The sequence below is a fragment of the Exiguobacterium sp. NPDC077395 genome (assembly GCF_050269125.1).
In the GTDB taxonomy this organism is placed as follows: Bacteria; Bacillota; Bacilli; order Exiguobacteriales; family Exiguobacteriaceae; genus Exiguobacterium; species Exiguobacterium aestuarii_A.
In genome coordinates, this window is record NZ_JBNNHU010000004.1 from 71552 (window position 1) to 91782 (window position 20231).

Consider the following 20231-nt stretch of genomic DNA (forward strand, 5'->3'; position numbering starts at 1 on the left):
AACCTTATGAAACAATTTCTTAATAATCGCGCGCCATATGTGCTCGTCGCGCCGACCGTTCTTTTGTTACTCATGTTTTCAATCATGCCGTTATTCATCGCTTTTTTCATGAGTTTTACAGATATGGATTTGGCAGGAATTGCGAACTGGGCGAATATTGAATGGATTGGACTCACAAACTACATCGAAATCTTCAAAGATGAAGTGTTCATTCAAGCGTTATTGAACACAATCGTTTATGTCGTTATTGGAGTACCGATTGTAATCGGTCTTTCGCTCGCGATTGCGATGGCAATCAATTTCGGGACTGGTAAAGTCTTCGAATGGTTCCGTGTTGTTTTTTATATGCCGTCAATTACGAACGTCGTAGCAGTCGCGGTCGTTTGGGGCTTTTTGTTTAATCCACAGTACGGTCTCTTCAATTTCCTATTAAATACAGTCGGTCTTCCGGACGTTCCATGGTTACAAGATCCGTTTGTCGCTAAGTTATCATTGATCATGCTTGCCGTATGGCGTGCGGTCGGGATCAACATGATTATATTCTTGGCAGCTCTTCAAGGAATTCCACGAACATACTACGAAGCGGCAGCCTTGGACGGGGCAAGTACGTTCCAGCAAATGTTCAAGATTACAATTCCTTTGCTTCGATATGCGATTTTTTTCGTGACGGTGACAACTTTAATCGGTTGGATTCAGTTCTTCGAAGAACCTCTCATCATGACCGAAGGTGGACCGCTCAATTCGACGACATCACTTGCATTGTTTATATACAACAACGGATTCCAGCTCAGTAATTTTGGTTATGCTGCTGCAGGGTCGGTCGTGTTGTTTATTCTGATCATTACGGTGACACTCATTCAGTTCCGTCTTCAAAAAAATGAAAACAACTATTAAGGAGGGGCATTCATGATTCCAAAGGAAAAGCCGGTTACCGTGAATGTGAAGCGAGAGAATTTTTCACCACTTCCCGACTTAAACCATAAACGAAAAGCTAAATTGTCTCAATTATTTGTAGCGCTTATTTTAAGCGTTTTGGGTATCGCGTTCATGTTACCGTTCTTCTGGATGGTAATTTCGTCCTTTAAGACGGATGCGGAAATCTTATCGCTACCTCTGACAATCCTACCGGAAAATGTAACGTTTGAACATTACATCGATCTATTTGTGAATTTAAACTTTTTAACGTATTTGAAGAACACCTTGTTAATCGTTCTCGCATCATTTTTTGGTTTATTACTCACAGCGATGGCCGGTTATGCGTTTGCGAAGCATAAATTTAAAGGTAGTAATATTTTATTCATTGGTGTTTTAGCGACAATGATGATTCCAGGTCAGGTTACAATGATTCCAGTCTATTTGATGCTCAATCAACTGGGTTTAACGAACACTATGATGGGGATTGTCCTCCCCGGTCTTGTAGGTGCGTTCGGGGTATTCTTGTTCCGTCAGTTTATGACGACAATTCCCGAGGAAATGTTGGAGGCGGCTCGTTTGGACGGAGCAAGTGAATTTCGAATTTTCTTCTCGATTGTTTTGCCGATGTCAAAGCCAATCTTAGCCGTACAAGGAATCTTAACGTTCATAGGTGCTTGGAACAGTTTCTTGTGGCCACTTATTATCGCCAATGATGAAGCTCTTTACACATTGTCGGTCGGATTAGCACTTCTGCAAGGGCAGCATGGTGGAAACTATGCCTTACAGATGGCAGGTGCCACGTTCATGGTTGTACCGATTATCATTATCTTTATGATTTTCCAAAAGCATATTATCGAAGGGTACAATATCTCTGGAATGAAATAATGGCGAACTAAGAGAAAGGGATTTCCGATGTGGAAATCCCTTTCTTCATTTGAACTTTTGAATCATCAACGCGAGCGAGCGATTGATCATCTTCATCTCGTCATCTTCGAGGACGGAGAACATCTCTTCAGCGAGGCGTTCTTCAATCGCATCGATTTGTTTCGAGTACGCCAGGCCGTTCGGACCGAGACGGATGAAACTTTCCCGAAGGTTCTCAGGATTTTTTTCGCGAACGACGAAGTCGCGTTGCTCGAGCACTTTGATCACCTGACTGACGGCACTTTTGGAGATGGACATCTTCGTCGCAATCTCTGTCGTCGTCCACGTCTCTTGGCGCTTGAAGAGAAGCAACATCTGTTCTTGTTGATAGCTCAACTCGAACTCGTTCAGTTCCGTGAAATATTTCGTGAACAGCAAGTCGAGCTCATCGATTTGGCGGTACATCGTGAGGACTTGTTGTTTTCGTGTTTCATTCAACGTGTCATTCATCCTTTCTTTACGGTGTCCGTCGGAACGTTTCACTCCGGAGATATAAGAGGACACCACACACTAGTCCGATTATACCAAATGCCAATAAGAGCGTTTGAATCGGTACAGCCAGGGCGACAAGAATCGATAAGATTGCAAATGCAATCGGTTCAAGCCCCGAGGCAGCGAGTGACATGATGCTCATGACGCGTCCAATTTTGTCAGAGTCGCTTTGTTCCTGCATGATGGTGACGGTCGGCAAGTACACGAGCATGATCATAAATCCGCTCATGGAAGCCGCGACGGCAAACAGTGGAATCGATTGAACCTGCGTGTAGAGGAAGAATGCACCGAGCGTCAGGAACAGTGCTCGGAAGACGAAACGTCCACGATGAACGGACCGCAATAATAGAATCAAGAAACTTGCGACGAACGTTCCAACGGCGAGTCCGCCTTCGATGATACTTAAATCAAAAGCCGTCCCTCCGACCGCACCGACGAGAATCGGGATACTCATAATGAGCGGTCCCATGACGAACAAGTTCACGATGGCGATCGCGAACGTTCCACTTCGTAAAACAGGTGTCTTCGATACGTAACGAATGCCTTCTTTCAAATCAACGAGCACATCTTTTGGGGAGAGCGGAGCGACCTCGGGAATGTGATCTTGAATCAGCCGAGGCATGATCAAAATCGCAGAGAGGAAGATCAAGGCAGCCGCTGTTCCGAAACTGAGACCAAAACTTCCCCACGTGAGTAGGATCCCTGCAAGGAAAGGACCGATGACGAACATCAACTCTAGCGACCCTTGGAAGAGGGAGTTCGCGCGTTGCAACTGTTGACCTGATACGATTGAAGGCATGAGTGATGATAGTGCGGGGTAAGACATGCCGTCTAAAAGACCAAACAATATGGAGATGACCAAGAGTGCTGCCACCGAATAGGCGTCAGCAAAATGAAGCGAGACGACAAGTAACATCAACACGCCTTGCCCGATATTCGTTAAACATAACAAGCGACTCTTTTGGAACCGGTCGGCGAACACACCGCCGAACACCATCATGATCACGCGAGGTAACGAGACCGCGGTCAAAATGATTCCGAGTAGCGTGGGTTGTTTCAACACATCAATGGTTAACCACGAGACGCTCAAGAAGAAAATTGAAAACCCGAGCGTGAGCGTCATCCCGGATAACCAGGTAAACACAAATCGGGAATTGCTTAATAAACTCATGTTGATAACCTCTTACTTTCATTCTTTAACATATAGTTAAGTTAACTAAACTATAAGCCGAGACAATCGTATCGTCAAGAAACATGACTTTGGTACGAAAATGTAAAATAACGGAACTTTTCTCATGCGCATTCCGTATAGTGAAATAAGAGGTGAATGAGATGAACAAGCAAGAACGACTACATACAATCAAACAATCAAATCGAAAGCGACTCCTGCAACGCTTACTCTTAGCGATTCCGGCAGGTCTTGCGGTTTATTTCCTCATGCGAACGGACGGGAACATTTGGATTGGGTTCGCAATCATCGGTGGGGTGTTACTTGCGACGCGTTACTTCTTTTCGAATGAAGCAGAGGCGATCAGTCAATTGTCGGAGCAAGAACAGGTGAAACGTGTCGTGACACTGCAGTATCATCTGGACTTCCTCTTTATCGCATTGCTCGGACTGGTGAATCCGTTGGCCATTCGAATCATGGAGTGGTCTTGGATTCCTGCGGTCCTCATCGGTGGGGCATTGCTTTATATCTTATGGGCTCAAGAGAAGCTCGATCAACAAATCCGCTGGCTCGACCCGGAACAACCGACACGTCGAGAGATTCGACGATTCTGAAAGGATGAATGAGATGAATAAACAAGAACGGATCAATACGATTTATCGTTATCAGCAGCGTTGGCTTTTGTTGCGCTCAATTCTTGCAATACTGACAGGTGGACTTGTCGTACTCGTGCTTCAATCTAATGGAGAACCGATGTACACTATCCCGTTGGCGCTCGTACTAACAATTATGCTTTACGTCATCGGACGAGAACGTCGCTTCGTCAGGAAGTTAACGAATGTTGAACAAGCCAAACGGATCATCGATTGGCAGTATGTATCGGAAATGGGGCTACTCGTCTTATTAGCCATCCTCTTTCCATTCATCGTTCTAATCGGTTGGCCGGGATGGTCGCTATTCGTCGTCTTCTTAAGTGGAGTCATCTTATTGCATTTCTTACAGAAGATGCTCGACAGACAGATTTCCGAGTATGACGCGGAACAACCGATGCGCCGCGAAATCAAACTCGACTTCGTAAAAGACTGAGGTGACACCATGGACAAAGCTGAACGACTTCAACAAATCGAGCAGTTTGAGAAGCGATTCACCCGTCTGAATATCATCGTAAGTGGAGTCATGTTAGCCGTATCGATTTATTTTCTGTCGACATGGAGTCCGTATAGCATTCTCCTACCAGGTGTCGCACTTCTTTATGCGACATGGCTTGAATGGAACAAGATGAAATTACAGCAATCCTTCAATGAATCGACACGCTATCATCGTCTGTTACGAATGGATTTTACTGTCATGTTAATCAGTCTGATGTGGTTCGTGATTTTGATTGTCATGCATTTCAACGGAATCGATCTCTTACCTTGGATGAGTTGGACGCTCCTCGTCGGCGGACCGTGTCTCATATTGATTCCACATTGGATTGACCGAAAGCAGTCCGCGCTTGATGAGCACCACGTCACATCGGGCGAATGGACCCGGGCAAACCGTGAGCGTTTGAAACGTGCGTTAGATGAAATTTCAAGGAAGGATCGTAAAGAGTTATGACGAAACAAGAACGAATTCAATATATCGGCGCGTATCGGCAATTGCATCAAAATAAGAGCATCTGGCTTACAGCGGCCCTCGTTGTCTGTAACAGTTTCGTGCTCGGCTTGGACACATGGTGGATATGGGGAATCGGGTCGACGCTAGCAGCGACTGGACTCATGTATCTCACACGTCAAGAAAGTAAACAGTTGCAAACCTTGACGTCCGGAAAAGCCGAGTTACTCACGAGACGCTTGTACCGCCTCTATTCTTACTGGATTGGAGTGGTCATAGGAATGGTCCTTCTCAGTCGCCTTGAGGTTTCGTCAATCGGTCTAGGCTTCATCATCCTGGGCATCATTGGTCTAGGGATTGTCCTGCTAGCATGGACTCACTATCAGACCGTCCGGCAATTACGACAAGCCGACCCGGACCAACCGACACGGGATGAGGTGACGAAGCACTATCGATCTTACGAAGGGAGTACATATGCTGACGAAAGAAAAGCGAATTGAACAGTTGCTCAAACAAGATGACAGTCATTGGCGTTGGCGGTGGGGCGTCTCCATCGCGACCGTCGTGATGACATTCCTCATCGCTGCGCAGTACAGACTGTACGCTCCGCTCATCGTGTTCATCAGTTTTTTTCCATATCTCTGTCTCGAGTGGCGGAAGACAAAACTTCTTCTTACCTTTAACGAGGATGCCCGTTATCAACGTCTGGTGTATACAGACTTTGGAATCCAGTGGCTCTGTTTCGTCTCGACCATCTGCCTACTAGCCGCCTATTATGCTGATTCGTTGTCGCCCGTCGTTGCCATTGCCGGGTTATTCGGGATCGGTGGGCTGTCGATTTTGGCACCATACATCATCAATCAAAAGCTTCATAAGTTCGATGTGCATCACGTACTTGGGAAAGAATTGCGTGAAGCACGCGATCAGCGTTTCCATGAGTCCAAAACGAACACCTGAAAAGGGTTCGTTTTTTTTTGAGGACATCGGTCCTTTTCTTCTTGGGTGCCGAGGCGTAAGCTGACAATGTATAGAGAACTAGTAGAAGAATCGAGGAAGACATTCATGTTAGCTATTTTGATTGGATTGACGATTGGGATTTTGCTACCGATGCAGACGAGTGTGAACTCTCGTTTGCACCAAGTGGTCGGCTCCCCGTTCGTCGCATCGTTTTTATCGTTTACCGTCGGGACCATCTTTTTATCTCTGTTGCTCCTTTTGACCGGGCAGTCATTCGGGTTTGACAGCTCGGTCATTCAGCAAGGTCCCACTTGGATGTGGGTTGGCGGATTGTTAGGTGTCTTGTTCTTAACAGGAAATATCTTGTTGTTCCCGAGGCTCGGAAGTGTCCAGACGGTCATCATGCCAATTTTTGGACAGATTTTGATGGGCTTGTTAATTGACCATTTTGGTTGGTTCAACTCCGTTGAGCATCCGATCACGGCGTTACGCTTGTTCGGAGTCGTGCTCGTCTTACTTGGCGTCATCGGAACGGTTGCCTTATCCGACTGGCTTAACCGCCGAAGAGGCAAACTGGTCGTCTCGATGGAAACGGACACCGGGAACCTGAATCTTTGGCGACTGTTTGGAATTTTTACAGGAATGATGAGTGCCACGCAAACGGCCATTAACGGCTATTTGGGAACGGTGCTCGAATCGGCTCTGAAAGGGGCATTGGTCTCTTTCGTTGTGGGAACGTTGGCGCTCTTACTTATTTTACTCGTCTCACGTCAACCCGTTCCGCTCGGTCAACTGAAAGGTCAGCCATGGTGGATCTGGCTCGGTGGGATCATCGGGGCGCTCTTCATCGGAGGAAACGTCCTTATCGTTCCGATTGTGGGTACGGGGATTGCTGTCATCATCGTCATTGTCGGACTGTTATGTGGAAGTTTACTGATCGACCGTTTCGGTTGGTTCGGAGCGAAGAAGAACCCGGTCACCGGTGTTCAACTCGTGAGCTTGATCGTCATGGTGCTTGGAATTGTATTGATTCGTCTATCTTAAGGGGGGAAAACGATGCGAGGAGTGTTGTTTGCAATCAGCGGAGGCTTCTTTTTGACGTTACAAAGTGTTGCGAATGCGCGAATCAGTTCACAGATTGGAACGTGGCAAGCGGCGACGTTGACACAGTTCACGGGATTCATCGTCGCGCTCCTCGTCATGTTGGCGTTACGCGACCGCACGTATATCGAGATGCGTCACGTGAACCCGCTCTATTTATCGGGCGGAGCGTTCGCGGCAATCATCTTGTTCAGTAATATGACAGCCGTCCACGAGCTCGGGGTTACGCTCACGATTTCCTTGTTTCTCATCGCGCAGTTGGCACTCGCGCTCGTCATTGACTGGCGTGGATGGTTCGGAATGGTGCGTCGGAACTTGAACGGGATGCAGTTGTTCGGGGTGTTCATGATGATTGCGGGCGTCATATTATTAAAATGGTAGGGGGAAATGTGCATGGTTGAGGCGTATAAAAAGCAATTTGAATTAGCCGTTTTGCCTGTCGCTGCGCAGAACGAATTGAAGCTCGTCCGATATGAGGCGGGAGACGTCATCTGTACGCAAGGTGATGAAGCAGGGCATCTCCGCTTCTTAGTGAAAGGGAAGATTCGCGTCTCTCATACTTCCGCTACCGGTAAGCGACTCGTCCTTTCCTTCAAATATCCGCTCGATTTGATTGGGGATATCGAATATATTCAGCGGACTCCTTATTTGAATACGGTCGAAGCGGTCACAGAAGTTGAGATGCTTGTCATCCGATTCGAGAACTTGGTTCGTCATGCGCACCAAAATGTTGCGTGGTTACACTATTTATTAGAAGAAATCACGCGAAAGTTCGAACGGAAGTCGCAATCCCTCAGCTTCAATTTGTTCTATCCCGTTGAGGTTCGCTTAGCGAGTTATTTATTGTCGATGACGCCAGATGACCAAACGCTAGGTTCGACGGTCGACCAATTGACGGATATCGCTGATTTGATTGGGACGAGTTATCGTCATGTGAACCGGACGCTTCGGCGTTTCGTCGAAGCCGGTTTAATCGAGCGCAATCGACGGATGATTACCATCATCGACCGAGAAGGGTTGTTGGAGATTGTCGGGGAGAGTATTTATGAATAGGAGGGGAGAACCATGGCGATTGGGATGATGCTTGCTGTCATCGGCGGAATGCTCGTCTGTGTGCAAAACACGTTTAATGCCAACGTCAAGAAGCGTGTTGGTGCGTGGGCGACGACGACACTCGTCCTTGGACTCGGATTTTTAGCATCGCTACTGATCGGTCTATTCCAAGAAGGAAGTGCCTTGTTCCGAGTAGAGGAGATGGAGACATGGTACTGGTTCAGTGGAATCCTCGGCGTCGGGGTCGTCATGAGTGTGACGCAAGGTGTCGAGCGACTCGGACCGAGTTATGCCATCTCGATTGTCATGGTGTCTCAAATCTTGTTCGCGCTCCTCTGGGATACGTTAGGATGGTTCGGCTTGACGGCCGTTCCGTTCACCTGGAAGACGGTCGTCGGGATTGTGTTGATTGTTGGTGGGGTGCTCGTGTTTCAGTTGAGTGGGAAGACACCCGTCACATCAGCGAAAGTTTCAAAAGCCGGATAACGAGAAGCATCTGATAACATCAGGTGCTTTTTCCTTTTTAATGGAAAATCCTCGAAAGTTTGCTTTTAGATTGTTAGGATAAACATGTAGAGAGAATTAGATGTTTTTTACTTTTGGAGGTGTGTGAGGTGTTACGGGAAGAAAGAATGGAATACTTATATGACAAAGCGTGGACGAATAAAGGTCCACTTCTTGTGCTGGTCATCGGTGTCGTGACAGCACTTTGGTTATGGTTCAATGACTCAAGAATGAGCCTGCCCTTGTTCATCTTTTGTGCGGCAGTGTTCATGCCGCTTTTGGTTGCGACGTGGCACAAACTTAAGTTATTTTTACAATTCAATGACTCGACTATATACCGAAGATTCATCTACTTAAAAGGCACCATACAGTTGGTTCTCTTGATTGGTGTCATGTCGATGTTGGCGCTCTACTCATTGAAGTACATTACGCTAGACACGATGAGTCTTGGGGGAGCTGTTCTCATCGCGAGTTGCCTATTTCTTGAGTCATGGGTGGATTGGAAGGTTCTGAAGATTGATGACGAACATGTCGTCGAGAGTTTATTGGGGTTGATGAATCGGGAGAAGCGTAAGGGATGAAACGAATCGAGAATAGGTTTCGTACATAAAACTAACGAGAACACTCGAGGGGGATTCGATGGTAGACCATGAAGTTAGATTAGAACGAATGTTGAAAGATGATAAGAAACGAAAGAGACAAATGGTGATTCCGTTAATCGGCGTCATGTTGCTCTTCTTTTTATATTTTTGGAAGACGGATATTCTCTTATTGTTACCGATGATTCTCGTTGGACATGTTCCGCTCTTGTATCATGCATGGCATCGCAAAAAGTTACTCCTTTTATTTAACGAGGACACGCGATACCAACAACTTGTGCGGTTCGAGTTTTTATTGAATTTTGCTCAGCCGCTTCTGCTTCTCATCCTGATTGCTTGTATAGAGCTTGAATGGATTACATTACTCACGTTCATCATCGCAGCGTTTATCGGAATTATCAGCTTGTTGACGTTAAGCGTTCGCTTAGACCGCAAGCTAAAAGAAATCGACCCGTTACATGTGACGGGTGTCGAGCTCGGCCATGTCCAATTTGAGCGGAAGAAACAAAAAAGGAGGAAAGTGAATGGATAAACAAGAACGTCTCCCCAAAATGGTCGAACAGGACCTTGACGCACGAGGCGTCAGCGCGATATTTGGCATCATCGGCCTGTTTTTATTTCTAGTCGTTTCAGTCATAAAAGGTGTCACGGTGACGACGCTTGCCTTCTCTTTCCTCGTGACTCAACTGCCGATGCTCTATCAAGCGTGGCGACGGATGAAGCTGTTGCGCACATTCAACGAAGACGAGGAATACCGACGCCTCGTGCGCCGAGAATTTCTTATCATCGTCGCTATGTTTGGGTCACTTGTTGTATTTACCTTTCTTACATGGTTCGTATTCGGTTCGATGCAGGAGCTACTCGGTGTCGCATTGATAGGCGTCATCCCGCTTCTCATCTTGTACATCCCGATGGACCGTAAATTACGTGAAGCGGATCCTGAGCATGTGACCAATCGGGAGTTACGACAAGCACATCGTAAACAGAAACTCAGCCCCTGACAGAGCGTCAGAGGCTGAGTTTTTTTCATGAGAACATGGAGATGAGAAAACCGCAGACTACCATGCCGATTGTATAGAATGTGAACCGGTGTCGTTCCCAAAACGAGTCATTCATCGTGTCACCGCCACATCATCAAGTGGTGTGTCGACCATCCGAACGAACGCTTCATCCGGGTCGGTCGTTCCAGATTCTTTGAGCCAGTCCTGGAAGTCCCCTTCATACAAAATACGTCCACCGTGTAGGAAGATGACGTGGGCATCAAGTTGAACCAAGTCATGCAACTGATGCGTCGAGATGAGGCATGTCTTGCCTTCTTCGACGAGTCGCTGCAGGCGACGCATGATTTGAATGCGTGACGCAGGGTCGACTCCGCTTGTCGGCTCATCAAATAAATAGAGAGATCGTTTGATCGAAGACAATAGTGTCACGAAGAGCCATTTCTTCTCCCCGACGGACATTTTTCCGAGTTTCATCGTCCATAGATGTTCGAACAGTTCTTGCTCTCGGGAAGTTGAAAGGTTATTCACATAAGACTCGAGTTTCTTGAAGTCGGGGCGCTGCGACAGACGTCCGATGAAATAGGCGAAGTCTTTTCCCGTCAACTCATGATGGTTGTACATGAGTTGTGTCAAGTACAACATGTCCGTCGTCGGGACGAGGTCGAGTGACGCTTTGTCAACGGGAAGGGTACCCGTCATACTATCAAACAGTGTCGTCTTGCCGGCACCGTTTTGTCCGATCAACACATTCAGCTTATTTGGTTGCAGGGTGAACGAGACGCCGTCGAGTACAGGGCGCGTCGCTTTCGGATAGCGATAAGTGAGTTGGTTTACGTGCATAAGAACCTCCTAGCGTGTGATGAGTGAGACGAGACTGAAGCGTTTCAACGCAATCGCACCGATGATGAAGTAACCGAGTACGGAAAGGAATGTCGCCCATACTCCGAACGAGAGATCGACTTGAGTCGTCAGATGCAGCAACCCGAGCGCGAATTCATGGAGCGCGTAGAACGGGTTGAGGAAGCTGAACCATTGATTAGGTGACTTGATTGCCAATAAAAAGAGTGGGAACATCAGTATGTTTGCGAACGTTCCGAGACTCGATACTTTCACTGGAAGCGACGTGATGGCAACACTGGCAACCGCGAACGGGATACTGCCAATCAATACGAGTAGAGACGTTGCAATCAACTTGAACGAAAAGAACCCGTGTACGAGCGTAACGACCGTTGTGAATAAAAGTAGGCTGATGGAGGCGAATAGAAGTTGCGCCAAGATGACGGCGATGACGTATGTCAGTTTGTTGCCTGAGATCATCACGTACGTTTTCATCAGTCCATATTCGCGCATGCGAGCGAGTTCGATACCTACACCATTCACATATGTAGCAAGGACAATGTATACCCAAAAATAAGCGATTTGTCCGTAATATTCTGCAGGTGTCGCTTGATGAACACCTGATAATGGTGTCGTCAAAGCGATGACGAGTGGAATTCCGAGTGTCCAAAAGAATGGAACTTTATCCGTGACGACAACTTTGGCATACATAAAGAAATAACTTGTGATTTGATGCATCCTGTTCCTCCGTTTGTATGTTTGATTGTTTGTATCGTATCACAATATACGGAAGGGATTTGGAAAAAGTTTCAAAAAAATAATCCCTCATATTGAATGAGGGATGAAAGAACATCATTTCACTTTGTCACGTTTCGCAATCTTGTCGCTCACTTGCTGACCGCTGAGCGTCACCATCGGCATCCCACCGCCCGGGTTGACGGTCCCGCCGACGAAGTAGAGGTTATGGTAAAGCTCGCTCTGCTTCTTATGTTTGAAGCCACCGTTCCGATTCTTGTCGGCGACCGTTCCATAAATGGCACCTCGGTCCGAGCCATACGTCCGCTCGATATCATGAGGCGTCCATACGTCACGCGTCACCGTATGTTCACGCAGACCATCAAGACCCATGCGTTCTAACTTATCGAGTACACGCTCTTCAAAGGCGGCGTACTCTTCTTCGGTGAACGGATTGTCTTGGATATACGGGATGTGTGGCAAGATTTTAATGTTCTCATGTCCCGGTGGTGCTTGAGTCGGATCGGTCTTGTTGACGTTGACGAGATAAATCGTCGGATCGTCTGGAAGTTCGTGTTTCTCAAAGATTTTATCCATCTGCTCATGCAAATTTTCGGAGAAGAAGAAGTTATGGTGCGCGAGCTGAGGATAGGCTTTTTTCACCCCGAGATGGAGGACGAATCCAGAGCTGGCCGGTTCATATTTATCGACGAGTTTGTCGACGTACTGTTCGTCGGCGTCGACCATTTTCTGATAAAACGGGATGACTTCCATATTCGAAACGAAATAATCGGCCGAACGGAGACGTCCATCTTCAAGTTCGATTGCTGTAATCTTTTCATTCACCGCGTGGGCACGGATGACGCCCTGACCGGTATGTAGCTTCACACCGATTTCTTCGGCGAGCTTTGTCAATCCTTCCGCGAGTTTGTGGGTCCCACCTTCGACGTACCAACAGCCTTGGGCATACTGCATGTAAATCATCATGTTTAAGACGGCTGGTGCGTTATAAGGAGACGACCCAACATATTTGACGTAATACGACAGCATGTCCCGAAGATGCGGATTACTGATGCGCTTCTTGATGGCGCTATACATCGTCGACGTCAAATCGAACCCAAAGAGCGTTGGGAAGATCCCCGTCTTCATGACGGCTTCTAAAGGTGACTCAAACCCTTCAGCCAAGTAGCCTTTCTCGGTCGTCTTATAAATGCGGGCTGCGTAATTCAATAGTTCACGATATTCTTGCATGTCTTTTCGAGAGAGGGAAGGATTCGCGCGTTGCATCTGTTCGAGGTCATGATAGAGGTCGAGCACGGTCTCGTCCGGGAAGAACGAGCGCCATTCGAGCTCAAGCCGTTGGATGGAAACATAGTCCTCCATCCGTTTGCCGCTTCCGCGGAACAGTTTGTCGAAGATATGGGGCATCGTTAAAATCGAGGGTCCGAGGTCGAAGCCGAATCCGTCTTGTTCGAGACGGTTCACTTTCCCTCCGATGTGGTCGTTCTTTTCGTAGAGTGAGACGTCGTATCCCTTTTGAGCGAGCGAGATGGCTGCTGACAATCCACCGAGCCCTCCACCGATGACGATGACCGACTTATCCAATGATTGCATATATTCGCCGCCTTTCCGAAGTATTATTTTCAAAAAACAGAATGATTGCTACCTCTTCTATTCCCGTTTCTAAATGAATCGAACATGCTTTTACGGATTTGCCACATCCACAAAGATGTCATCCCTGAACGGGGAAAAGTCTTGTATAGTAAGGGAACAGAGACTGAACGAAAGTAGGAATTTAAGATGATCGTAAAAACAATCACGCTTCACTTTGCGAACGGCGATGAGATCACGATCCCGTTTGACGATATCGAATCGTGTCGGATGCATGATATTCAAGACGGGATGCGTGTTGCGGCGGATGGAGAATTGATTAAAGAGAAAGTGATGTACGGGCTCGACCTCGTATTAAAGGATTCAGCAAACCAACTGGAATGGGATGGTCCAGGTAGACCGTTTGACCGTATCCTAGGTATGTCGGATTTACAACATCTCGCCTTCGAGTTTGAAGGGATGCGAGGAAAGTCGTACCGCATCGCGTGGCATGATTTGGAGGCGTCACAAAACGTTTATCAGGAGACAACTGAAGAGAATGGAAGCTTGCACGTACAGGTTCGCGTCTCATAAAATAAGCCTCTCGCAAAAATATGCGGGAGGCTTTAGTCGTTTGATTTCACACCGCCGGCGACGAGCGGTCCTTCAAACGTGATCGTATAGATAATGCGAGCGATGTCTTCTGCTGTCTCTTCTGCTGACGGATTATTCAACCATTCGTAGATGACCCCCATGTGCGCCGAAGAGAGATAGGCGACGAGATACGGGGGCGGCACCATCATTTTGTCCGGGTCAAACAAGCTTACCGGAGAGCGCTGAAACAAGGCAGCCTGCATGAATGCACGGAGCTTCGTTTGAAATGTCGGGTCTCCGTTCGGTCCAAGCAGTGGCTTCATGATGATTTGGTTGTCTTCGATGAAGCGGATGAACGGAATGAGGTAATGGTACGAGTTGTCGGTCCGTTCGTCTCCGAAGATGTGTGGCAAGTGATAAATCAACTTCTGTTCAGCCTCTTCAAAGATTTCGTTGACGCATTTCTCCATCAACTCAAACTTATCCACATAGTGGCTATAAAAGGTTCCTCGATTGATACCGGCCCGTTCGGTCAATTGCTTGACGGTGACAGCTTCAAATCCCTGTTCTTCAATAAGACTGAAGAAGGCATCTTTGATCAACTTCTTCGTCCGGATGACGCGTAAATCGGTTTGTTCCATATTATTTCTCCTTTTCCTCAACACATTCATTGCATCTGTCGGAAAACCGACACGATGACCGATATTGACGATTGTTGCCACCGTGAACGGGGTCTATACTGAACTTATAAACCAACACGGTGTCGATTATCTTGAGTATACACGATGAGGCGCCGAAAAGGAGTGATAAGCATGAACATTCAATTGCAACACGTCGACAAGTCATTCGGTGACCAGCTCGCCATCGACAACATCGACTTCACGATTCCGTCCGGTGAGATTTGCTGCTTGCTCGGACCATCTGGATCGGGGAAGACGACGCTCATTCGACTCATGATTGGCGCACTTGCACCGGACAAAGGAAGTGTCCATATCGGGGAAACAAAGATGCCGAATATGGCCATGCTCCGACAAATCGGATTTATGCCGCAAAACGATGGCTTGTACGAAGACTTGTCGGCCGAGGCGAACCTCGCCTTCTTCGGTTCAATTTATAAGTTAGGGAAAAAAGCGCTCCAGGAACGGATCACCGAAGTGCTCGCGCTTGTTGATTTAACAAACGATCGACATAAACTCGTCCGTAATTTTTCGGGAGGGATGAAAAAACGTCTGTCGCTAGCCATTGCTATCTTGCATAAGCCAGACGTGCTGTTCCTCGATGAACCGACGGTCGGGATTGATCCGATTTTACGCCGTCAGATTTGGGATCAGTTCCAAACGATTCGAGCGGAAGGGACGACCATCATCGTCTCGACACACGTCATGGATGAAGTGCTCGAGTGTGACCGTGCTGCACTCGTCTATAATGGACGATTGATTGCGTACGATCATGTGCAAGACTTGCTCGACCAGACCGAGAACGGTCGCGTCGAAGAACTGTTCTTAATTGCTGGGAAAGAGGAGGTGGGTGACCATGCGTAACTTAGCGAAACGTGTTATCTTCCAAACGTTGAACGACAAGCGCAGTGTCGCCTTGATTTTAATCGCACCGCTTCTCATTTTGACACTCGTCTACTTCTTACTCGGAGACTCGGATTATGTGCCGACCGTCGTCCTCGACGAAAATGTACCAGAACAGCTCGTCACCGCATTTGAGGACGAGACGCTCGAAGTGGAACAGGCATCGTTCGATGATTCGAAGACGTATATCGAAGACAATGAACAGGTCGATGCCGTGTTTGAAATGAATCAGGAAGGTACGACTATCACGTTACGTGAGCCGTCGACGAAGTCTTCGAAAGCGGTTCGCGAGATTCAAGATGCGTTGACGACGCTCAATCCTGCAGCCGAGATCGATACGGCATTCGTCTATGGAGAAGAAGACCAATCTACGTTCGATTCGTTCGGCTTCGTCTTCCTATCCCTCTTTTCATTCTTCTTCGTGTTCATCCTTTCTGCGATGGCACTCGTCAAAGAACGGAGTGGCGGAACGCTCGAACGACTCTTGATGACTCCAATCAAGCGAGGACAAGTCATTTTAGGATATACGCTCGGGTACGGAACGTTTGCGGTCGTTCAGTCGATTTTCATCGTGCTCTATTCGATTTATGTGCTCGGTCTTTCTTCTCTTGGGAACATGGCATGGGTCATGTTGACGATGCTACTCATGGCGGGTACGGCGGTTCTCTTCGGAGCGACCATCTCGGTGTTTGCCCGTTCGGAATTACAAGTCGTACAGATGATTCCGTTCACCATCATCCCGCAAGTGTTCTTCTCGGGACTCATCCCGCTCGACTTGATTCCATATGGTCTCGGGAACTTGAGTTACATCATGCCAATCTTTTACGGAGCAACGGCAATCAAGGAAGTCATGATTTACGGTAGCGGCTTCTCAGGCATCTGGGTGTATTTACTCGGATTGATTCTCTATGCAGGTGTCTTGTATCTCTTAAATATGCGGGCACTCGGAAAATACAGAGGACATTGAGTTAAATAAACGTTAGCTAAAGCCGTGGTACTTATAGAGCGCCATGGCTTTTTGTTTATCCACAAAAAAAGCACTCGGACAATTGCCCGAAATGCTCATTAGCGCTTGAGTAACAACATCACGCCGGTCACGAATAGTGCGATTCCGCTCGCGAGTCTAACTTGTTTGCACGTCACGTTCTTTCACCCCTACATTTCTTCATCGTTTTGCTTTAGCGACACGTTTCGGTGTTTTCGACATTTCTTGATAAATCGAAAGAATCTCGTTTCCGTAATTTCCTTTTGGCTGCATGGCCCACTTTCGGTGAAGTGACGGCCAAGTCGTCGCGGAGCCCCGTTTGACGAGGTGGAAGCGTGGATCGACTTTTGTCATATTCAGCGCATCTTTTGAGGCGTATGCCTTTAGATGCTGAATTTGAGCAGTTACGCCTTGGTGTGGTGAACGGAAAAAGTGTCCCTTCACGCCGTTCCCAGTCGTCCCAATCCCTGAATAGTTATGTTGTTTCGGAAGGACATCGCCGGCATAACGGAAATAACCCGTCTCTTTTAGTGCCTGTGCGAACGCAACATCACCACGGACGCCTTCTTTTGCGCCGATAATGACGAAAAGTTTCGCCAAATCTTCGACAGACGTTTTCGCGAGCCGGACATCACGAGGATTCTTTTGTTTTACGTAATCCGCCATTTGTTGCGGAGTCAAAGCCGATACTCCCATGATAGCACGATTCTGCTTCTTTGGGGCCGCCTCAACGATTGATCCAGTCGAGACGAAAGATGAAATGACCAGAAGAACAACAATGATAAAGCCGAACACTTTTTTCATAATATGTACCCTCCTAAATGAATCCTATCCATTGAGAAATAATACCATATATGTATTAAAGTTTAATTTCATATTTATGTATAAGGGGAATGAGAAATTAAAAAAGCCAATCTGAATCCTAGATTCAGATTGGCTTTTCCATATTAATTCGCTTGTTTCAATTCTTCAACAGCTTCTACATTATCATCGAACTTCCGTACATCCACGCGTTTCACGAAAAATGCTAAAACAAGCGCCAAGAGGTTCATCCCGAGTGCGACGTAAAATGAATATTGAATCCCGGATAAGAGGGCTTGCTGAGTGATGGCACCCATTGAGCTTTCTGTGAGTGTCGCAGGATCGACTCCTGTCATCAATGATTCAGCTTCCGTACGTGTCACCGAGTTCATGATGGTCACGAGTACTGCCGTACCGATCGCACCAGATACTTGTTGGGCCGTGTTGTTGATGGCCGTTCCGTGTGGATTGAGGCGAGTCGGCAATTGGTTCAGTCCATTAGTCATGATGGGCATCATGACCATTGACATCCCAAACATACGCAACGTGTACGTTAAGACGATGTATGTGTAGGTCGAGTCAAGTTGGACGTTTGCGAGCATGTACGTCGATACCGCGGTGATTGTCAATCCGGTAAGTGCCAATAATTTTGGCCCGAATCGGTCAAACAGTTTACCCGTGATCGGCGACATGATTCCCATGATGATCGCACCAGGGAGAAGCATGAGTCCTGAATCGAGTGGGGAGATGCCACGAACGCTTTGGACATAAGCCGGTGTCAAAATCATACCGGAGAACATGGCGACCGCGTTGACCATCGCAATGACTGACGCGAGTGCGAACATCGGATGTTTGTAAGCACGCAAGTCGAGTAATGGTTTTTCCATATGGAGCTGGCGATAGATGAATGCGATCAACGAGATGGCACCGACAATCATCGTCGCTAAGACAATTGGGTTGTCCCAGCCGTCCGAGCTTGCTGAACTGACACCATACAAAATCCCACCAAATCCGAGCGTCGATAAGACGAGTGACAAGTAATCGAGTGACTGATCTTTATTTTGGACCATGACGTTCTCCGCTTTCCAAATAGCGAGCGCGAGACCGATGATGGCGAGCGGTAAAATCATTTCGAATAAGACGCGCCAATCATAGTACTCGACGATATAACCCGAGAGTGTCGGTCCAATCGCAGGTGCTGAGATCATGACGAGCCCGAAAACCCCCATCGCCATTCCACGTTTTTCACGCGGGAAGCTGACGAGCATGACGTTCATGAGGAGTGGTCCCATCGTTGAGGCACCGACTGCTTGAATCATTCGACCAGTCAAAAGCCAACCGAAGCTTGGTGAGAAGGCAGCGATAGCCGTACCGAGCGCAAAGATGCTCATCGAGGTGATGAACAAGCTGCGGTTTGAAAAACGAGTGATCAAATAGGCGGATGCCGGGACGAGCACACCCGTCACGAGCATAAAGCCTGTCGCGAGCCATTGTACGGTCGAGTAGTCTGCAATCTCGAGATCGACCATGATTGAGGGGAGCGCGACGTTGAGTAATGAGTTGTTTAAAAATGCGATAAACGCACCCGCAAAGAGGACCGCCAACATGACGTAAGGCGGTTTCTTTTGGAATTCTGGTTTCATATGGATGGCTCCTTTATTTTCTAAATAGTTATGTGTTGGTAAGTGTCGATGAAATGATTTTATACCCATTGTATAAATAAAGCAACCATTTTGTACTATTAGTCTAAAATGGTTTTCGGTGCTATAGTAAAGGTACAAACCAGACAGAACGGAGTCATAAGAGAATGAAAGAGAAAAAGAGAAAAGTCGCAGACATTGCCATGTCTCTTTTCATCGAAAATGGAGTGCAACATACATCGGTGCAAGAGATTATCGATCGTGCCAATATCTCAAAAGGGACGTTTTATAACTACTTCTCATCGAAGACGGATTGTGTGGCCAGTATCCTCGAGAACTTACGATATGATGCCGGGCAGCGCCGAATTGAGATGCAGATGGGACGAGATAAACGAGATCGTGATGTCTTTATCGAGCAAATCTCGATATTAATTCAATTGAACGAAGAACGGAACTTGCACGCGTTATTTGAATCGATCATGTCGTCAAACGAGAATGAATTGAAAAAACTCGTACTTCAACATCGCATTTATGAAATTGAATGGATTGCGATGCGTTTGACGGAAATCATCGGAGAGGCTGTCAGACCGTATTCGATGGAATTAACGGTACTCTTCAACGGAATGTTACAACATATCTTATTTACGAACCGGATCACGAATGCCGCTTACTCTCCTCAAAAAGTCGTGAGGAGTTTATATGCGTACGTAGAACTGATTGCTGCACGAATGATAGAGACAGGGGAGCACGTCTTGAATCCGGTCACGGTCGAGCAAATGCGTGGAACGACAGATAAACATCTCATTACGATTGAAGAATTGAACGAGATGGCTGCTCGCATCGAAGAGCATGTTGAGATGACGGAAGAACAACGAGATTTGTTCGATGCAATCGCGTACGAATTAAAACAAAATCGTCTTCGGAAGATTGTCTTAGAGCAATTGTTGAAGCCATTTCAACGTCTATTTAAAGGCGTGACAGGCGAAACGGAAGTACAAAAGTTTACGAATCTCGTCTGGTTGTATACACGGACACATTAGAAATCATCCAAAATTTTGGATGATTTTTATTTTTGGTTAGAAAAGATAGAACAAGTGTAGGTTTGTATGGGAAATATGGGTAATAATTAATGGTGGTTAATATTGAACTGAAGGTGGTT

At 47.0% G+C, this 20231-nt stretch carries 26 protein-coding genes; 18 read left to right on the forward strand and 8 right to left on the reverse strand.

The window, feature by feature from the left end:
* The first annotated feature begins 6 nt into the window (after positions 1-6).
* Positions 7-894 carry a carbohydrate ABC transporter permease gene (locus ACQKD4_RS13605; protein WP_427373720.1) on the forward strand — a complete coding sequence of 296 codons (888 nt, stop codon included), beginning with the start codon at positions 7-9 and terminating at the stop codon, positions 892-894.
* Between the two features lie 12 nt (positions 895-906).
* Positions 907-1800 (forward strand): carbohydrate ABC transporter permease, encoded by an 894-nt coding sequence (locus ACQKD4_RS13610; protein WP_427373721.1) that lies wholly within the window; start codon positions 907-909, stop codon positions 1798-1800.
* 45 nt (positions 1801-1845) lie between these two features.
* On the opposite strand, the gene ACQKD4_RS13615 is transcribed toward ACQKD4_RS13610, so the two are convergent.
* Positions 1846-2277, reverse strand: coding sequence for a MarR family winged helix-turn-helix transcriptional regulator (locus ACQKD4_RS13615; RefSeq protein WP_224863545.1), 432 nt, complete (start codon positions 2275-2277; stop codon positions 1846-1848).
* Positions 2278-2296: 19 nt separating this feature from the next.
* Positions 2297-3502 carry an MFS transporter gene (locus ACQKD4_RS13620; RefSeq protein WP_427373723.1) on the reverse strand — a complete coding sequence of 402 codons (1206 nt, stop codon included), beginning with the start codon at positions 3500-3502 and terminating at the stop codon, positions 2297-2299.
* A gap of 161 nt (positions 3503-3663) precedes the next feature.
* On the opposite strand from ACQKD4_RS13620, the gene ACQKD4_RS13625 reads away from it, so the two are divergent.
* The 12 genes from ACQKD4_RS13625 to ACQKD4_RS13680 all read left to right on the forward strand — a co-directional run bounded on the left by ACQKD4_RS13625 (position 3664) and on the right by ACQKD4_RS13680 (position 10310).
* Positions 3664-4113 (forward strand): hypothetical protein, encoded by a 450-nt coding sequence (locus ACQKD4_RS13625; protein WP_427373725.1) that lies wholly within the window; start codon positions 3664-3666, stop codon positions 4111-4113.
* A gap of 13 nt (positions 4114-4126) precedes the next feature.
* Positions 4127-4585 carry a hypothetical protein gene (locus ACQKD4_RS13630; RefSeq protein ID WP_274664984.1) on the forward strand — a complete coding sequence of 153 codons (459 nt, stop codon included), beginning with the start codon at positions 4127-4129 and terminating at the stop codon, positions 4583-4585.
* A 9-nt stretch (positions 4586-4594) separates the two neighbouring features.
* On the forward strand, positions 4595-5098 hold the full coding sequence (locus tag ACQKD4_RS13635; protein ID WP_427373727.1) for a hypothetical protein: 504 nt from the start codon (positions 4595-4597) through the stop codon (positions 5096-5098).
* Complete coding sequence (locus ACQKD4_RS13640; RefSeq protein WP_427373728.1) at positions 5095-5595, forward strand: hypothetical protein; 501 nt, start codon at positions 5095-5097, stop codon at positions 5593-5595. The genes ACQKD4_RS13635 and ACQKD4_RS13640 overlap by 4 nt, the downstream gene beginning before the upstream one ends.
* Positions 5570-6052 carry a hypothetical protein gene (locus ACQKD4_RS13645; protein WP_427373730.1) on the forward strand — a complete coding sequence of 161 codons (483 nt, stop codon included), beginning with the start codon at positions 5570-5572 and terminating at the stop codon, positions 6050-6052. Before ACQKD4_RS13640 ends, ACQKD4_RS13645 begins: the two co-directional genes overlap by 26 nt.
* Before the next feature lie 105 nt (positions 6053-6157).
* Entirely contained in the window at positions 6158-7096 is a 939-nt protein-coding gene (locus ACQKD4_RS13650) for a DMT family transporter (RefSeq protein WP_427373732.1), read from the forward strand.
* A gap of 12 nt (positions 7097-7108) precedes the next feature.
* Positions 7109-7534: a DMT family transporter gene (locus ACQKD4_RS13655; protein ID WP_214786096.1), complete on the forward strand. Its 426-nt coding sequence runs from the start codon at positions 7109-7111 to the stop codon at positions 7532-7534.
* Between the two features lie 12 nt (positions 7535-7546).
* Positions 7547-8206 carry a Crp/Fnr family transcriptional regulator gene (locus ACQKD4_RS13660; RefSeq protein WP_427373733.1) on the forward strand — a complete coding sequence of 220 codons (660 nt, stop codon included), beginning with the start codon at positions 7547-7549 and terminating at the stop codon, positions 8204-8206.
* Between the two features lie 12 nt (positions 8207-8218).
* On the forward strand, positions 8219-8692 hold the full coding sequence (locus ACQKD4_RS13665) for a DMT family transporter (RefSeq protein WP_337874740.1): 474 nt from the start codon (positions 8219-8221) through the stop codon (positions 8690-8692).
* Between the two features lie 128 nt (positions 8693-8820).
* Complete coding sequence (locus tag ACQKD4_RS13670) at positions 8821-9291, forward strand: hypothetical protein (protein WP_427373735.1); 471 nt, start codon at positions 8821-8823, stop codon at positions 9289-9291.
* Positions 9292-9349: 58 nt separating this feature from the next.
* Positions 9350-9841 carry a hypothetical protein gene (locus tag ACQKD4_RS13675; RefSeq protein ID WP_427373736.1) on the forward strand — a complete coding sequence of 164 codons (492 nt, stop codon included), beginning with the start codon at positions 9350-9352 and terminating at the stop codon, positions 9839-9841.
* A complete protein-coding gene (locus ACQKD4_RS13680) occupies positions 9834-10310 on the forward strand; it encodes a hypothetical protein (RefSeq protein WP_427373737.1) in 477 nt (158 codons plus the stop codon). Before ACQKD4_RS13675 ends, ACQKD4_RS13680 begins: the two co-directional genes overlap by 8 nt.
* A gap of 111 nt (positions 10311-10421) precedes the next feature.
* Here ACQKD4_RS13680 and ACQKD4_RS13685 read toward each other — a convergent pair whose 3' ends face one another.
* From ACQKD4_RS13685 to ACQKD4_RS13695, 3 genes are all read right to left on the reverse strand, one after another.
* Entirely contained in the window at positions 10422-11150 is a 729-nt protein-coding gene (locus ACQKD4_RS13685) for an AAA family ATPase (RefSeq protein ID WP_427373739.1), read from the reverse strand.
* 9 nt (positions 11151-11159) lie between these two features.
* A complete protein-coding gene (locus ACQKD4_RS13690; RefSeq protein ID WP_427373740.1) occupies positions 11160-11885 on the reverse strand; it encodes a hypothetical protein in 726 nt (241 codons plus the stop codon).
* A gap of 114 nt (positions 11886-11999) precedes the next feature.
* Positions 12000-13496 carry a phytoene desaturase family protein gene (locus tag ACQKD4_RS13695; RefSeq protein WP_427373742.1) on the reverse strand — a complete coding sequence of 499 codons (1497 nt, stop codon included), beginning with the start codon at positions 13494-13496 and terminating at the stop codon, positions 12000-12002.
* 186 nt (positions 13497-13682) lie between these two features.
* Here ACQKD4_RS13695 and ACQKD4_RS13700 point away from each other — a divergent pair, with 186 nt between their 5' ends.
* A complete protein-coding gene (locus ACQKD4_RS13700) occupies positions 13683-14066 on the forward strand; it encodes a hypothetical protein (protein ID WP_427373744.1) in 384 nt (127 codons plus the stop codon).
* Positions 14067-14098: 32 nt separating this feature from the next.
* On the opposite strand, the gene ACQKD4_RS13705 is transcribed toward ACQKD4_RS13700, so the two are convergent.
* A complete protein-coding gene (locus tag ACQKD4_RS13705; protein WP_427373746.1) occupies positions 14099-14707 on the reverse strand; it encodes a TetR/AcrR family transcriptional regulator in 609 nt (202 codons plus the stop codon).
* A gap of 171 nt (positions 14708-14878) precedes the next feature.
* Between ACQKD4_RS13705 and ACQKD4_RS13710 the strand changes: the two genes are divergently transcribed.
* Complete coding sequence (locus ACQKD4_RS13710; RefSeq protein WP_427373748.1) at positions 14879-15607, forward strand: ABC transporter ATP-binding protein; 729 nt, start codon at positions 14879-14881, stop codon at positions 15605-15607.
* Positions 15600-16613, forward strand: a complete 1014-nt coding sequence (locus ACQKD4_RS13715; protein WP_427373750.1) for an ABC transporter permease — start codon at positions 15600-15602, stop codon at positions 16611-16613. Before ACQKD4_RS13710 ends, ACQKD4_RS13715 begins: the two co-directional genes overlap by 8 nt.
* 198 nt (positions 16614-16811) lie before the next feature.
* Here the strand turns inward: ACQKD4_RS13715 and ACQKD4_RS13720 are convergent, their stop codons facing one another.
* Both ACQKD4_RS13720 and ACQKD4_RS13725 read right to left on the reverse strand, forming a co-directional pair.
* On the reverse strand, positions 16812-17435 hold the full coding sequence (locus tag ACQKD4_RS13720) for a glucosaminidase domain-containing protein (RefSeq protein ID WP_427373752.1): 624 nt from the start codon (positions 17433-17435) through the stop codon (positions 16812-16814).
* 143 nt (positions 17436-17578) lie between these two features.
* Positions 17579-19075, reverse strand: a complete 1497-nt coding sequence (locus tag ACQKD4_RS13725; protein ID WP_427373754.1) for a DHA2 family efflux MFS transporter permease subunit — start codon at positions 19073-19075, stop codon at positions 17579-17581.
* Between the two features lie 164 nt (positions 19076-19239).
* On the opposite strand from ACQKD4_RS13725, the gene ACQKD4_RS13730 reads away from it, so the two are divergent.
* Positions 19240-20112, forward strand: coding sequence for a TetR/AcrR family transcriptional regulator (locus ACQKD4_RS13730; protein WP_427373755.1), 873 nt, complete (start codon positions 19240-19242; stop codon positions 20110-20112).
* The last annotated feature ends 119 nt before the right edge of the window (positions 20113-20231 follow it).